The sequence below is a fragment of the Paraburkholderia largidicola genome, assembly GCF_013426895.1.
GTDB lineage: Bacteria > Pseudomonadota > Gammaproteobacteria > Burkholderiales > Burkholderiaceae > Paraburkholderia > Paraburkholderia largidicola.
This window is the reverse complement of sequence record NZ_AP023174.1, coordinates 1,510,395-1,525,890: the sequence shown is the minus strand read 5'-3', so window position 1 is coordinate 1,525,890 and position 15,496 is coordinate 1,510,395. Positions and strand designations below refer to the sequence as shown.

Below are 15,496 nucleotides of genomic sequence, written 5' to 3'. Positions count from 1 at the left end.
CGGTTAAGCGCGTCGCGTCGACATGAACTGCCCTCTGTCGCGCTCACGCAAATCTATGCAGGCTTGTTCACCTTCAGCTGCATCGACTTGTACTCGAGGTATTCCTCGAGCCCATATGTGCCGTTCTCGCGGCCATGTCCCGATTGCTTGAAGCCGCCGAACGGTGCGGCCATGTTCCATGCGCCGCCGTTGATATCGACCTGCCCGGTGCGGATGCGTCGCGCGACGCTCATTGCACGCTCGTCGCTGCCGGCCCATACGGCGCCGCCGAGTCCGTACACCGAGTCGTTGGCGATGCGGACGGCCTCTTCCTCGTCCTTGTAGGTGAGGATGGTCAGCACCGGACCGAAGATCTCCTCCTGCGCAATCGTCGCCTTCGGATGCACGCGGCCGAACACAGTCGGTTTCACGAAGAAGCCCTTGGAGATGCCCTCCGGCATGCCGGCACCGCCCGTGACGAGTTCCGCGCCTTCTTCGATGCCCCGCGCAATATAGTGCTGCACGCGAGACTGCTGTGCAGCGGAAGCCAGCGGACCCAGACGCGTGGTCTCGACGCGAGGATCGCCTGCGACAAATGCTTCAGCTGCCTTCTTCGCCAGTTCACGCGCTTCGTCATAGCGGGATTCGGGCACGATCATGCGCGTATGCGCCGAGCATGTTTGCCCCGAATTCAGAAAGCATGCGCCAACCGTGCCCTTGATTGCCGTAGCGAAATCGGCATCGTCGAGAATGACCGACGCCGATTTGCCGCCGAGTTCCAGCGCAACCCGCTTCACCGACGCGGACGCAAGTTCCGACACGCGCTTGCCTGCGCGCGTCGACCCGGTGAACGACACCATATCAACGGATGGGTGACTCGCGAGCACTTCACCGACCACGGGACCATAGCCGCTGACCAGGTTGAACACACCCGCCGGCAGTCCCGCTTCATGAATCGCTTCCGCAAGCACGAATGCATTTAGCGGCGCGACTTCCGACGGCTTGAGCACGATAGTGCAGCCGGCTGCAAGCGCGGCCGCTACTTTCAGCGTGACCTGGTTCAGCGGATAGTTCCACGGCGTAATCGCGGCAACGACGCCGACGGGCTCCCGCACGACGAGCGAATTGCCAACCTGCTCTTCGAACTGGAATTCAGCCGCGAGCTTCGCATAGGCATTCCAGTTATAGACGGGACCGCCGACCTGAATCGCGCGAGCGAGCTTGATCGGCATGCCGACTTCGCCGCAGATGTATCCCGCGAGTTCATCGGTGCGCGCCTTGAGATTGTCTGCAATTTTTTGCAGGTAGGCGCCGCGCTCCTTGGGCGGTGTAGCAGCCCAACCGTCGAAGGCAGCGCGGGCAGCGGCAATGGCCGCCTCGGCATCGGCTTCGACGCCCTCGGGAATGCGGCCCATCACTTCTTCCGTGCCCGAGTCGATCACGTCGATTGTGCCTGTGCCGCACGGCTTGATCCATTTGCCGTCGATGTAGAAGTGCTCGAAGGTCTTCATTGTCTTGCGTCCTGTCTCCTGGATAGTCTTTTCATTTTACTCGTGGGGAAAGGACGCGATCGGACACAGGTAAGAAGCGTCGGCGCGAAGGTACAAAACCGTCGGCAGCAGGCAATAAAAAACCCGCTTCGCAAGAAGCGGGTTTTAATCGAAGCCGCAGCCGTAGCGCTTACTGCACGCCCTGGCTCGAAAGGAAATCTTCGTAGTTGCCGCCGAAGTCGGTCAGCGTGCCATCCGTCTTCACCTCGATGATCCGGTTCGCCAAACCGCTCACGAATTCACGGTCATGCGAAACAAAGATCAGCGTGCCGTCGTACTTGTCCAGCGCGATCTGCAGCGATTCGATCGATTCCATGTCCATGTGGTTGGTCGGCTCGTCCATCAGCAGCACGTTATGGCGACCCAGCATCAGCTTGCCCCAGATCATGCGGCCCTTCTCACCACCCGACAGCACCTTCACCGACTTCCTGATGTCGTCTGCATTAAAGAGCAGGCGGCCGAGCGTGCCCCGCACCATCTGCTCGTCGTCGCCTTCCTTGCGGTACTGGTCGATCCAGTCCATCAGCGTGACGTCGGCCGGAAACTCTTCGTACGTGTCCTGCGGCATGTAACCGACGTTCGCGTTTTCAGCCCACTTGATCGAGCCGTGGTCGACGCCCAGATTACCGAGCAGCGAACGCAGCAGCGTCGTCTTGCCCGCGCCGTTTTCACCGATGATCGCGATGCGCTCACCCGGCTGCACGCTGAGGTTGAAGTTGTTGAAGATCGTGCGGTCGTACTTCTTCGTAATGCTGTCCGCGACCACTGCAATATTGTGCAGCTTCTTTTCGTATTCGAAGCGGATGAACGGGTTCTGACGCGACGACGGCTTGAATTCCTCGATCTTGATCTTGTCGATCATCTTCAGACGGCTGGTTGCCTGGCGCGCCTTCGACTTGTTGGCCGAGAAGCGGCGCACGAAATCCTGCAGGTCGGCGACCCGCTCCTTCGCCTTGGCGTTCGCGGCCTGCTGACGCTCGCGCGCCTGCGTGCTCGCGAGCATGTAGTCGTCGTAGTTGCCGGGATAGACCTTCAGCGTGCCGTAGTCCATGTCCGCCATGTGCGTGCAGACCTGGTTCAGGAAGTGTCGATCGTGCGAGATGATGATCATCGTCGAGTCGTACTCGTTCAGCACGTCTTCGAGCCAGCGGATCGAGTTGATGTCCAGATTGTTGGTCGGTTCGTCGAGCAGCAGTACGTCCGGCTTCGAGAACAGCGCTTGGGCGAGCAGCACGCGCAACTTCCAGCCCGGCGCGACGTTGCTCATCGGACCATTGTGCAGGTCTATCGAGATACCGATGCCGAGCAGCAGTTCACCCGCGCGCGCTTCGGCTGTGTAGCCGTCGTACTCGGCGAACTTTGCTTCCAGTTCGGCCGCGTGCATGTAGTCGTCGTCGGTGGCTTCCGGGTTCGCGTAGATTGCGTCGCGCTCGGTCATCGCCCCCCACATTTCCGTGTGGCCCATCATTACGACGTCGAGCACACGCACGTCCTCGTACGCGAACTGGTCCTGACGCAGCTTGCCCAGACGAACGTTCGGCTCGAGCATCACGTTGCCCGAACTCTGCTCCAGATCGCCGCCCAGAATCTTCATGAACGTCGACTTACCACAACCGTTCGCGCCGATCAGGCCGTAGCGGTTGCCTTCGCCGAATTTGACCGAGATGTTCTCGAACAGGGGCTTCGGCCCGAATTGCATGGTGATGTTGGCGGTAGACAGCACGGCGCGTCCCTTTGAATGATAGATCGGCGAAAAACCTAGTATTTTAGCAGGTTATCGCGTCACGCGCGCCGTGCTCCGGGACCCCCGCGAGCGCCCTGCTACCCTTTTTTACGCGGCGTGTGCAACACGTCGATGAAACCGGACAAATCTGCATCCGCCAACCCCATCGCTGCACCGAGTCGCAACAGTTGCTGCACTGTGCCCGAAACCGGCATTGGAGTGCCTGTTTCGTATGCGGCCGCGGCAATCGTGTCCACGTCCTTCTGGAACGTGCTCAAGGCGCCGATCGGCGGCTGACCGGACTGCGTCATGCGCGGCACGAAGGTCTGCAGCAGCACCGAGTCGGCCCAGCCGCCCGCAAGCGCCTGCGTCAGACGCGCGGCGTCGATGCCGCTGCGCTGCGCGAGGCTGACGGCTTCAGCGATGGCCGCGACCGTCGAAGTCACGATTGCCTGATTGCACAGCTTGGTGGTTTGCCCGGCTCCCGCGGCGCCCATGTGCGTGACGCGCGCCGCATAGGCCCCAATGACGGGCGTGACGGCCGCGACATCGGCGGCCTCGCCGCCCGCCATCACGGCGAGCGTTCCGGCGATCGCGCCCGCCACGCCGCCCGAGACGGGCGCGTCGATCCAGCCGATGTCCGCTTCGGCCGCCCTCGCGGCGAACGCGCGCGTCGCAGACGGCGGAATGCTGCCGTGATCGACGATCCAGCGCACGGGGCTATCGCCATTCCCGTCGAGCACCCCTTGCACGATGCCGTTCGCACCGAACACGACTTCTTCGACAGCGGCCGCGTCCAGTACGCACAGGAAAATCGCTTCAGCCCGGCCGGCAAGTTCGGCGGGGTTCGACGCGACCGTCGCGCCGTCCGGCACTAGCGCTTCCGCTTTCGCGCGCGTGCGATTCCACACCTGCACTCCATGACCTGCACCCAGCAGATGCCGGATCATCGGAGCGCCCATCAAACCCGGTCCGCAAAAACCGATCTCCACTTCTCTCTCCTCCATTTGATGCACTGCACGCATCGGATTGCATGCGCCGGCCACTGACGACATGTCAACCGTCCATGATACCGGCCGCATCGCGTCGCAGCATGCCGGGCACACGATGTGCGACATGCATTCGAGTTCGCCACGCAACTGGCATTGCCTATACTTTTTGGACCATCAGGAGGTAAATCATGAGCGACCATGTGTACAAGCAAATCGAGCTAACGGGTTCGTCAACGAAGTCGAGCGATGATGCGATCCGGTGCGCGATCGAAAAAGCCGGTAAAACGCTGCGCAACCTGCACTGGTTCCAGGTCACCGAAACGCGCGGTCACATCGAAGACAACAAGGTCTCGCACTGGCAGGTGACGCTAAAGGTGGGATTGCGCATCGACGATTGAGGGCGAGCCGCTGGGCGATACCGCCTGCAGTGAGTTACATGAAGCATGCGGCCCGCAGTCGGCGTAATTCTCGCAACCAAGAAAAAAGCTGCACCTGGCACAACGCCGGATGCAGCTTTTAGTGATCGCATCGACGCGAAGATGCATGTGCTACGCGTCAACCACGAAAGTCATTCCTCTCGGGCCGCACGCATTTAAATGCAGTGCATCACTTGGGCAACGAACCGTCCACGCCTTCGACATACCAGTTCAGACGCTGCAGTTCAGGATCGGCCAGCGTCTTGCCGGCAGGCACCTTCACTGCACCCGTCTGGTCCTTGATCGGGCCCGTGAACACATCCCACTTGCCGCTGGCCAGTTGCGTGCGCTTCGCGTCGACGTCCTTCATTGCATTGGCCGGAATCGCCGAAGTATTCATGTCTTCGAGATTGACCGCCTTTTGCGGAATGCCCCACCAGACGGGATCGTTCTTCCACTTGCCGTCTAGCACCTGCTGGATTGCAGCCGTGTAGTACACGCCCCAGTGCGCGACGACCGAACCCAGGTGGGCCTCCGGACCAAATTTCTTCATGTCCGAGTCCCAGCCGAATGCATGCACATGCTTTTCCGCAGCCGTTGCCAGCGTCGCGCTGGAATCGGTGTTCTGCAGCAGAACGTCCGCGCCCTGGCCGATCAGCGTTTCGGCTGCCTGCTTTTCCTTGCCCGGATCGAACCAGCTGTTGATCCAGATGACCTTCGTGTGCACCTTCGGATTCACCGAGCGCGCACCGAGCGTGTAAGCATTGATGTTGCGGACGACTTCAGGAATCGGCACCGAGGCGACGAAACCGAGTGTATTCGTCTTCGTCACGTAGCCAGCGGCGACGCCTGCCAGATAGGCACCCTGATACATGCGCACGTCGTACGTGCCGAAGTTCGCTGCCTTCTTGTAGCCCGTCGCGTGCAGGAAGACCGTGTCCGGGAAGTCCTTCGCGACTTTCAGCTCGAAGTCCTGGAAGCCGAAGCTCGAACCGAAGATGATCTTGTTGCCCTTGTTCGCCAGATCGCGAAACACGCGCTCCGAGTCAGCGGACTCGGGCACGTTCTCGACACGCGTGATCTTGATCTTGTTGCCGAACTTCGCTTCCGCTTCCTTCGAGCCCTGATCGTGCGCGTACGTCCAGCCTGCATCCCCGGGATTGCCGAGATACACGAACGCGACGCCGGGCACATCGGCGGCCTGTGCACTCTGCGTCAGCGCACCCCCTGTCGCCAGCGTCGCGGCGCCCAGCGCCAGTGCGCGCAGCATGGTTCTTTTCTTCATGTTTTCTCCTGTCGTTGAATCAGATGTTTTTACTTGATGAACTGACATGCACTGTCACGCGTTGCCAGGCGCCGCGCTCAGCCCGCCGCGAAGAACGGCTTGCCGAGCGACGCGGGCGCATTCAGGCGAATCGTGTTCGGATTGCGCGAGATCAGCACGAGAACGACGACGGTCGCGACGTATGGCAGCATCGCAAGAAACTGCGTCGGCACGGGAACGCCGATCGCCTGTGCATAAAACTGCAGGCCCGTCACTGCACCGAACAATAGTGCACCGATCAACAGCCGCCCCGGACGCCACGTCGCGAATACGACGAGCGCCAGCGCGATCCAGCCACGCCCTGAAGTCAACTGCTCCTGCCACAAGTGCAGGTTGACGATCGAGTAGTAACCGCCCGCGAGCCCTGCCATCGCGCCGCCGAACAGCGTCGCGCCATAGCGCACGCCGATCACGGGAAACCCGACCGAATGCGCGACCTGCGGCGACTCGCCCACTGACCGCAACACGAGTCCGGCGCGCGTGCGATACAGGAACCAGCCGACGACGCCGAACATGATGAAGGCGAGATAGTCGAGCGGCGTCAGGCTGAATAGTGCAGGTCCCAGCACGGGAATTTTCGAGAGGCCCGGAATCACCCACGTACCGATCGACTCCCGCACGGCCGCCGACGTGTACGGCTTGCCAACATAAGCCGACAGGCCAATGCCGAAAATCGTCAGCGAAAGCCCGGTGGCGACCTGGTTCGCGAGCATCGACAGCACGAGAAACGCGAACAGCAGCGACATCGCGATGCCCGCGCCGATCGCAGCGAGCACGCCGAGCCACGGGTTGCCCGTGACGGCCGTCACCGCGTACCCCGTCACGGCGCCCATCAGCATCATCCCCTCGACGCCGAGGTTGAGCACGCCCGACTTCTCAGTGACGAGTTCGCCGACGCCTGCGAACATCAGCGGAATCGCGGCGACGACGGCACTCGACGTGAGCGCGCTGGCTTGTTGAATATCCATGAAATTTGCTCTGAATCCGGCGGTTTTACGATGCCGCGATGCCGCGACGGCGCACGCGATAGTTGACGAACAGGTCCGCGCCCAGCAGACAGAACAGCAGCAGCCCCTGGAACACGCCCGACAACGCCTGCGGCAGTTGCATCGACGTCTGCACGGCCTCGCCGCCGAGGTACAGCAAGGCCATCAGCAGACTGGCGAGCACGATGCCGACTGGGTGCAACCGTCCGACGAACACCACGATGATCGCCGTGAAGCCATAGCCCGGCGACCACGTCGCCTGCAACTGGCCGATCGGACCGGAGATCTCCCCCATGCCGGCGAGTCCAGCGAGCCCGCCGCTAATCAGCAGCGACGTCCAGATCGTCTTCTTGTCCGAAAAGCCTGCATAGCGCGCGGCCAGCGGCGCAAGACCGCCAACCTTCATCCGGAAGCCCGCAAAGCTCTTGCGCATGAAGAGCCAGACGAGGGGGATCGCGATAATCGTCACGAAAATCGACGCGTTCAACCGCGTGCCCTTCAGAAATTTCCAATGCCAGTCGCCGTAGAAAGTCGGGTACAGCGCGTCGCCTGAGAACATTTCAGAGAGCGGGAAGTTCATACCCTGCGGGTCCCGCCACGGGCCGCTCACGAGATAGATCAGCAACTGCGTGGCGACGTAGGTGAGCATCAGGCTCGTGAGAATCTCGTTGGTGTTGAAACGGCTCTTGAGCAGCGCGGGAATCGCGGCCCACGCCATGCCGCCCAGCACGCCCGCGATCATCATCGTCGGCAAGATCCACCAGCCTGTCGCCTGATCGAAATAGATCGCAACGCCGCTCGCCGCGATGCCCCCGAGCAGCATCTGCCCTTCGGCGCCGATGTTCCAGACATTCGCGCGATAGCCGATGGCCAGGCCCAGTCCGATCAGGCACAACGGCGACGCCTTGAGCAGTAGTTCCGCCCAGCCGTTGACGCTCGACAGCGGCTCGATGAAAAACGCGGCCATCGCCTGCGCCGGATCACGCCCGACGAGGCTGAAAATCAGAAAGCCGATCACGAGCGTGAGAAGTGCGGCGATCAGCGGCACGGCAAGCTGCATCGTTCGCGATGGCGTCGTGCGAGCTTCGAGTCGATACGGAAGAATCATTGTGCGTGTTGTCGATGTTGTCTCTGCAGTTGCATTCGGGAGCGCTTCAATTCATGAACGGCAGTTCATGCATGCGCCGCTTGCCCCGCCGACGGCGGTGCGCTCTCGCGATCGCCGAACAGCCCGGCCATCCAGCGGCCGATCTCTTCCGCGTTCGTATCACCCGTCTTGCGTGTCGGCGACATGCGCCCGCGCGCGATCACGGCGATCCGGTCGCAGATATCGAACAGTTCCTCGAGTTCTTCGGAGATCACCAGAATCGCCACGCCGCGCGCCGAGAGGTCGAGCAACTGCTGCCGGATGAAAGCAGCCGCGCCGACGTCGACGCCCCAGGTCGGCTGCGCGACGACCAGCACCTTCGGCGCCTGCAGAATTTCGCGGCCGACGATGAATTTCTGCAGATTGCCGCCCGACAGGCTCTGCGCGAGCGCGCCTTCGCCGCCGCAACGCACGTCGAACGATTCGATGCAGCGCTTCGCGAACGCGCGCATCGCGCCCGCGTTGATCCAGCCCGAGCGCACCATCTGTTGCCGATGCGCCGTCAGCAGTGCGTTTTCCGCGAGCGACATCGCGGGCACCGCGCCGCGCCCTAGCCGCTCTTCCGGCACGAATGCAAAGCCCAGTTTGCGGCGTGCGGCAGCACTCAGCTTGCCCGCGGGCTTGCCGCAGATCGTCACGGCATCCGCGCGATTGCCTTTGTGTTCGCCCGAGAGCGCGACCAGCAGTTCCGCCTGACCGTTGCCCGATACGCCCGCGATGCCGAATATTTCACCTGCATGCACTCCGAACGACACATCGTCGAGCGACGTGCCGAACGGATCATCGCTGGCAGATGAAAGATTTTTCACGTCGAGCAACACGTCGCCCGGCGTGTGCGCGCGGCGCTCGTAATCGGGCAGCGAGTGACCGACCATCAGTTGTGCGAGCGATGCATGCGTCTCTTCACGCGGCGTCACGCGGCCTGTCACCTTGCCGCCGCGCATCACGGTCGCCGTGTCGCAGAGTTCCTGGATTTCGTCGAGCTTGTGGCTGATGTAGAGGATGCTGCAGCCTTCCGACGCGAGCCGGCGCAGCGTCGCGAACAGCTTGCGCACGGCTTGCGGCGTCAGCACCGAGGTCGGCTCGTCCATGATGAGCAGACGCGGATTCTGCAACAGGCAGCGTACGATTTCGACGCGCTGGCGCTCGCCCACCGTCAGGCTGTGCACGTGGCGCTGCGGATCGATGTCGAGCCCGTACTCCGCCGATACTTCGCGGATGCGCTTGCCCAGCACCTTCAGATCGAATGGCTCGTCGAGCGCGAGCGCGATGTTCTCGCCGACCGTCAGCGTCTCGAACAGCGAGAAATGCTGAAACACCATGCCGATGCCGAGCTTGCGCGCCGCCGCCGGGTTCGCGATGTCGACGAGTTCGCCTTCCCAGCGGATCTCGCCTGCATCCGGCCGCACCGCGCCGTAGACGATCTTCATCAGCGTGCTCTTGCCCGCGCCATTTTCGCCGAGCACTGCATGAATTTCGCCCGGCGCGACGATCAGCGTGACGTCGTCGTTCGCGCGAACTGCAGGATATTGCTTGCTGATGCCCGTCAGCGCGAGACGCGGTGTGGCGCCGTCGCTACGGTTTGCGCCGTCTGCGTGTGTGCTGCCGCCCGTCGGGCCGCCTGTCAATGTGTCGCTCATGTTGTTCCGTATTACGCGTGTGGCTGGCGGCACGCGGCATCGCGCGCTCCCCGCTTGGGTCCTGCTCGAATCCCGCTTGAATCCCAGTTCAATTCCGCTCGAAATTCCGGCCCCGGACGCGCGCGTCGTGCTACCGCAGCCGATCGACGATACCGAAATCGCCCCGCTCAGTCGAGCCGCCAAAATTCCGCCAAAGCCGCGCCGCTGCGTGGTTTGCGGGTATCCCACCCTTGACGGTTTCTTATCTATATATTAAAACGCATATACCCCCAAGCCTGATCGATCAGCCAGAACATATATTTCGGAGAAGTCATGAGTCAGCAACGCGAGGCGATCGACACCTACCTATTGCGCGTCTTGCACACCCTTCTGATGGAGCGCAGCGTCACGCGCGCCGCCGTCAAACTGAACCAGTCCCAACCCGCGATCAGCGCCGCGCTGCGGCGGCTGCGCGACATCACGGGCGACCCGCTTCTCGTACGCGGCAAATCCGGCATGGTGCCGACCGAATACGGGCTACGCCTGCTCGAACCCGTGCAAAATGCACTGCGCGAGATCGAACGCATTAAATTTCAGCAGCACAACTTCGACCCGGCGACGTCGATCCGCTGCTACCGGATCGGCTGCCCGGACTACCTGAACGTGCTGTTCGTGCCGACCGTCGTCGAGCGCTTCCGCCAGGCCGCACCGAACGCAACACTCGAGTTCCACTCGCTCGGTCCCGCGTTCGACTACGAACTGGCGCTCGAGGACGGCAAGCTCGACATCGTCGTCGGCAACTGGCCGGAACCGCCCGAGCAACTGCATCTGTCCAATCTGTTCGTCGACCAGATCGTGTGCCTGATGAGCAACACGCATCCGTTTGCAAAGCGTGGCGGCCTGACGCTCGATCAGTACCTGAACGCGCCGCATCTTGCGCCGACGCCCTATTCCGTCGGCCAGCGCGGCGCAATCGACGTGCATCTCGCCCGCGAGCGCCTCAAGCGTCATGTCGTCGTCACGTTGCCGTACTTCAACCTTGCGCCGTACGTGCTGATCAAGTCGGATCTGATCTTCACGACCACGCGCCTTTTCGCCGACTACTACGCGAAGTTCCTGCCGCTGACCGTCGTGCCCGCGCCGCTGGACTTTCCGCCGATGCAGTATTACCAGCTGTGGCATGAGCGCGTGCATTACTCCGATGAAGTGCGCTGGTTGCGCAGCCTCGTCGCCGAAGCGACCAAGACACTGATCGCCAAGTAACGCGGCTTTCACACGCGACAGGCAAAGCACTATCGTGCAGGCGGCGGTTTCCAACCGCCGCCTTTTTTATGCAATCCACTTAGGCTGCACTTTCATACAGCCTTTGCGCGAGCCGGTTGTGCCGCTCGATCACCGGGCCGAGATCCACCGTCGTCAGCACGCCGTCCTTCACCACGACCTTGCCGCCAATCACGCTCGTCGAGACCTGCGACGGCGCACAGAACACCAGCGCCGCAACGGGATCATGCAGCGCGCCCGCAAAGAGCGGCTGCCGGAGATCGAACGACACGAAGTCCGCTGCCATGCCGGGCGCGAGCGCGCCGATATCGTCGCGGTTCAGCACCTTCGCGCCGCCGAGCGTCGCAATCTCGAGCGCCTCGCGTGCGGTCATCGCATCCGGTCCGAAACCAACCCGCTGCAACAGCAGCGCCTGACGCACTTCCGCAACCATCTGCGCGCCGTCGTTCGACGCCGATCCATCGACACCCAGCCCGACGGGCACGCCCGCGAGCCGCATTTTCTTCACCGGCGCGATACCCGACGCAAGCCGCATGTTCGAACAGGGACAATGCGCGACGCCCGTCCCCGTGCGCGCGAACAGCGCGATGCCGGCATCGTCGAGCTGCACGCAGTGCGCATGCCATACGTCGTGCCCGATCCAGCCGAGGTCCTCTGCATATTCCGCGGGCGTCATGCCGAACTTCTCGCGGCTGTATGCAATATCGTTCACGTTCTCGGCCAGGTGCGTATGCAGCGACACGCCGTAGTGTCGCGCCATCGCAGCCGACTCGCGCATCAAGTCGCGGCTCACCGAGAACGGCGAGCACGGCGCGACGACGACCCGCAGCATCGCGTAACGCCCTTCGTCGTGATACGTCTCGATCAGACGCTGCGTGTCTTTCAGAACGTCTGCTTCCTGCTCGACGACGGCATCCGGCGGCAGGCCGCCGTCTTTCTGCCCGACGCTCATGCTGCCGCGGCTCGCATGAAAACGCATGCCGATGCGGCGCGCAGCGGCAATGCTGTCGTCGAGCCGGCTACCGTTCGGATAGATGTACAGGTGATCGCTCGACGTCGTGCAGCCCGACAGCAACAGTTCGGCCATCGCCGTCAGCGTCGACACCTCGATCATTTCCGGCGTGAGGTTCGCCCACACCTTGTACAGGCTGGTCAGCCAGCCGAACAGCTCGGCGTCCTGCGCGGCAGGAATCGCACGCGTCAGGCTCTGATACATGTGGTGGTGCGTGTTGACGAGGCCGGGAATCACCAGATGGCCCGTCATGTCGAGGATTTCGTCGGCGGTGTCGGGCAGTTCATCCGTCCGACCGACGGCGACGATCCGGTTGTCTTCGATATAGAGGCCGCCGTCGCGCAACTCGCGACGCTCGCCGTCCATGGTGACCAGCACGTCCGCATGCCTCACCAGCATCGTCCTGCCGCGCTGGCCGGCGGTTCGCGTCACGCCGGTTGAATTGGTTTGCATCGTCATTCGTTTCTCCAGTGCTGCCCTGTGTTGCCGCCGATGTGGCCGCTGCACGATGCTGCCATTCCAGACTGCATCGGTTTGCCGTCACCGCAGCATGCGGCTTTCCGAGCAAATGCAAAAGTCGTTCGAACGCGATGCCGGCGGCACGCCACCGTGCCGCCGCGTCCGTTCGAACGCAGTTGGCCCGGTTACCCAGCGTGTTCCGCCGTCTTCGGGATGCGCGGCAGCGCCGCGCATGGACGTAACCTTCAGGCGACAAAATTGCGCTGGCAACTCGCGCCGCTGCGATACCGAAGTTCACGCCGCGCATATAGTCGGCATTTTTGGCGCCGGTACGATCGGAACCGTGCAGCACCGGCCGTCGCGCATGCATCGGACTGCCTGCCCGATACCCGCCAGCGGGGCGTCATGCGGCAGCGATTATCTTTCCTATCGCTGGCTCGCGGAGGTGAACAATGTTTCTACAATGGATGTCACGGCGCTCGCTTCAAACCGCCGACGGGTATGTAGCCACTGACGTGGAGCCTCGATCCGCCGCAACGTGTCATGGATCGGGCCGCCGCTGAAACCTCGCATCTACACAAGGACAATCGCGAATGGGCAAGCTCACTACCCACGTGCTCGACACGGCCAACGGCCGTCCCGGCGCCGATATCAAGGTCGAACTCTTTGCGCTCTCCGGCGACACGCGCCGCGCGCTCAAAACCACCACCACCAATCACGACGGCCGCTGCAACGAGCCGCTGCTCGAAGGCGATGCACTCGCCGTCGGCGAATATGAACTGGTGTTCCACGCAGGCGACTATTTTGCGTCGATCGGCACCAAGGTGCCCGAACCGCGCTTCGTCGATCGCGTCGTGCTGCGTTTCGGCATTGCCGATGCGGGCGCGCACTATCACGTGCCGCTACTCGTGTCGCCCTGGGCGTACAGCACCTATCGCGGCAGCTGAGGCGCGTGGCGGCGCGTGCACGATCGTGCGCGTGCGTGCATTTCGCAGATGACATGGAGACATTCGCGAAGGGCAAGCCAGAAAGCCGTGATCGATCGGCACCCGATTTCATCAGACTGCCGTTGCATGCATTGTTCCGATAGCGGACCTGCACCGGCGCAACAACCCCGCATGCCGCGCAACACCCGAGATGCTGCGCGAACAACGAATCAGGAGTGGAGGAGTTTCATGGAAGGCTTTATCACCGACTGGTTGAATCTCGCGATTCGCTGGTTTCACGTTATCGCCGCGATTGCATGGATCGGCGAGTCGTTTTACTTCGTTGCGCTCGACAATAGCCTGAAGCCGCCTGTGGACCCGAACCAGCGCCGGCGCGGCGTGTTCGGCGAACTGTGGCACGTGCACGGCGGCGGCTTCTACAACATGCAGAAGTACACCGTTGCGCCGCCCGAAATGCCCGACGACCTGCACTGGTCGAAGTGGCCGTCGTACACGACATGGCTGTCCGGTTTCGGTCTCTTCACGGTGTTGTATCTGTTCGCGCCGAACACGTATCTGATCGACAAGAACGTACTCGACATGGGTCCTGTCGTCGCGATCTTCTCGGCGCTCGGGTTCCTCGCTGCGGGCTGGATCGTGTATGACACGCTGTGCCGGATGCTCGGCAACAAGGACAAGGTGCTCGGCATCTGCGTCGGCATCTATGTGCTGATCGCCGCGTTCCTCGCGTGCCACATCTTCGCGGCCCGTGCGGCGTACCTGATCATGGGCGCGATGCTCGCGACGATCATGTCGGCGAATGTGTTCTTCGTCATCATCCCGGGTCAGCGCAAGATGGTCGCCGCGATGCTCAAGGGCGAAACGCCGAACCCGATCTACGGCAAGCGCGGCAAGCAGCGCTCGGTCCACAACACGTACTTCACGCTGCCCGTCGTGTTCGCGATGCTGTCGAACCACTACGCGATGACGTACACGCATCCGTACAACTGGGCAGTGCTGGTCGTCATCATGCTGGCAGGCGCGCTGATCCGTCAGTTCTTCGTGATGCGTCACCGTGGCCAGGTGCTGTGGTATCTGCCGCTCGCGGGCATCGTGCTGATGTTCGGCGCGCTGTTCTGGACGATGCCCAAGCCCGTCGTGCCCGTCGCGGAAGCGGCAAACGCCCCCGTCGTGAAGACGGCCGATATCGTGCCCGTCCTGCAGCAGCGCTGCGTCGCCTGCCACTCCGCGCATCCGACGATGATGGGCAGCGCGCCCGCCGGTGTGCTGCTCGATACGCCTGCAGAGATTTCGACGAACGCGCAGCGCATCTATCAACAGGCCGTGACGCTGAAGGCGATGCCGCTCGGCAACGTCACGCACATGACCGACGAGGAACGGCAGAAGATCGCCGCGTGGTTCCAGGGCGGCGCGGTGAATTAACGATCGAGGTGTCGATGACGGGCGCAAGCCCGTTTCTTCGAGGTTAGCGGGCTGTTCGCGCAAGCGGCAGTCCGCTTTTTTTATGCCACTGAAGACACGCCAAACTTGTCATGCACGCTCATCGGCCCGCACGAAAACCGCGACTGGAGATCGACACGGAATTGCCGTCCGGGTCTTTTGAATTCGCAAAGCTGTAGCCGTCCGCGCGATGCGTCGCGCCGAATACGAGTCCTTCATCTGCGCAACGCGCCTTGAACGCGTCCACGTCCTCGACGTCGAACACCAGCTTGACGGTCGCCTGCCCTGCCTTGACGCCTTTTGCGGCCTGATGAATCATCAGGATCGCGCCGCCGTGCGGCGGAGTCAGTTCGACGATGCGGTCGTCGTTGTCATGCGTGGCCGTGTAGCCAAAATAGCGCTGATAGAACGCACACGTGCTCTCGACGTCCTTCACATACAGCAGGATCCGGTTTAGTGACGCTTGCATGTTGTCTCGCGAATAGTTGGATGCGCATCATCAAGGCCGCCAGCGATTGTCCGCGATTTTTTGCGGGCCATGCACAACACGCGCGGCAAAGCAAAAGCCCATTGCGACTCCCGTCGCAATGGGCTTTTTCAACCACAACCGATCACACTACC

13 protein-coding genes are annotated in these 15,496 nt (G+C 62.3%); 4 read left to right on the top strand and 9 right to left on the bottom strand.

Going from position 1 to position 15,496, the window contains the following annotated elements:
• Positions 1-53 precede the first annotated feature (53 nt).
• From PPGU16_RS06815 to PPGU16_RS06805, 3 genes are all read right to left on the bottom strand, one after another.
• Positions 54-1,490 carry an aldehyde dehydrogenase family protein gene (locus PPGU16_RS06815; RefSeq protein WP_180722236.1) on the bottom strand — a complete coding sequence of 479 codons (1,437 nt, stop codon included), beginning with the start codon at positions 1,488-1,490 and terminating at the stop codon, positions 54-56.
• Positions 1,491-1,659: 169 nt separating this feature from the next.
• Positions 1,660-3,252 carry an ABC-F family ATPase gene (locus PPGU16_RS06810; protein ID WP_180722235.1) on the bottom strand — a complete coding sequence of 531 codons (1,593 nt, stop codon included), beginning with the start codon at positions 3,250-3,252 and terminating at the stop codon, positions 1,660-1,662.
• Positions 3,253-3,350: 98 nt separating this feature from the next.
• Entirely contained in the window at positions 3,351-4,277 is a 927-nt protein-coding gene (locus PPGU16_RS06805) for an NAD(P)-dependent oxidoreductase (RefSeq protein WP_197986838.1), read from the bottom strand.
• Between the two features lie 155 nt (positions 4,278-4,432).
• Between PPGU16_RS06805 and PPGU16_RS06800 the strand changes: the two genes are divergently transcribed.
• Positions 4,433-4,642 (top strand): dodecin, encoded by a 210-nt coding sequence (locus PPGU16_RS06800; RefSeq protein WP_180722234.1) that lies wholly within the window; start codon positions 4,433-4,435, stop codon positions 4,640-4,642.
• Positions 4,643-4,850: 208 nt separating this feature from the next.
• Here PPGU16_RS06800 and PPGU16_RS06795 read toward each other — a convergent pair whose 3' ends face one another.
• From PPGU16_RS06795 to PPGU16_RS06780, 4 genes are all read right to left on the bottom strand, one after another.
• A complete protein-coding gene (locus PPGU16_RS06795) occupies positions 4,851-5,945 on the bottom strand; it encodes a BMP family ABC transporter substrate-binding protein (protein ID WP_180722233.1) in 1,095 nt (364 codons plus the stop codon).
• A gap of 77 nt (positions 5,946-6,022) precedes the next feature.
• Complete coding sequence (locus PPGU16_RS06790; protein WP_054934511.1) at positions 6,023-6,952, bottom strand: ABC transporter permease; 930 nt, start codon at positions 6,950-6,952, stop codon at positions 6,023-6,025.
• A gap of 25 nt (positions 6,953-6,977) precedes the next feature.
• On the bottom strand, positions 6,978-8,078 hold the full coding sequence (locus PPGU16_RS06785; RefSeq protein WP_180722232.1) for an ABC transporter permease: 1,101 nt from the start codon (positions 8,076-8,078) through the stop codon (positions 6,978-6,980).
• A gap of 65 nt (positions 8,079-8,143) precedes the next feature.
• On the bottom strand, positions 8,144-9,757 hold the full coding sequence (locus PPGU16_RS06780) for an ABC transporter ATP-binding protein (protein WP_180722231.1): 1,614 nt from the start codon (positions 9,755-9,757) through the stop codon (positions 8,144-8,146).
• A gap of 312 nt (positions 9,758-10,069) precedes the next feature.
• Here PPGU16_RS06780 and PPGU16_RS06775 point away from each other — a divergent pair, with 312 nt between their 5' ends.
• On the top strand, positions 10,070-10,999 hold the full coding sequence (locus PPGU16_RS06775; protein ID WP_035990911.1) for a LysR substrate-binding domain-containing protein: 930 nt from the start codon (positions 10,070-10,072) through the stop codon (positions 10,997-10,999).
• Between the two features lie 79 nt (positions 11,000-11,078).
• Here the strand turns inward: PPGU16_RS06775 and PPGU16_RS06770 are convergent, their stop codons facing one another.
• Entirely contained in the window at positions 11,079-12,488 is a 1,410-nt protein-coding gene (locus PPGU16_RS06770; RefSeq protein ID WP_180722230.1) for an 8-oxoguanine deaminase, read from the bottom strand.
• A 593-nt stretch (positions 12,489-13,081) separates the two neighbouring features.
• Between PPGU16_RS06770 and uraH the strand changes: the two genes are divergently transcribed.
• Together uraH and PPGU16_RS06760 are read left to right on the top strand one after the other, a co-directional pair.
• Positions 13,082-13,435, top strand: a complete 354-nt coding sequence (gene uraH / locus PPGU16_RS06765) for a hydroxyisourate hydrolase (protein ID WP_007588274.1) — start codon at positions 13,082-13,084, stop codon at positions 13,433-13,435.
• 228 nt (positions 13,436-13,663) lie between these two features.
• Positions 13,664-14,857 (top strand): urate hydroxylase PuuD, encoded by a 1,194-nt coding sequence (locus tag PPGU16_RS06760; RefSeq protein WP_180722229.1) that lies wholly within the window; start codon positions 13,664-13,666, stop codon positions 14,855-14,857.
• A 118-nt stretch (positions 14,858-14,975) separates the two neighbouring features.
• On the opposite strand, the gene PPGU16_RS06755 is transcribed toward PPGU16_RS06760, so the two are convergent.
• Complete coding sequence (locus PPGU16_RS06755) at positions 14,976-15,344, bottom strand: VOC family protein (protein WP_180722228.1); 369 nt, start codon at positions 15,342-15,344, stop codon at positions 14,976-14,978.
• Positions 15,345-15,496: the final 152 nt, after the last annotated feature.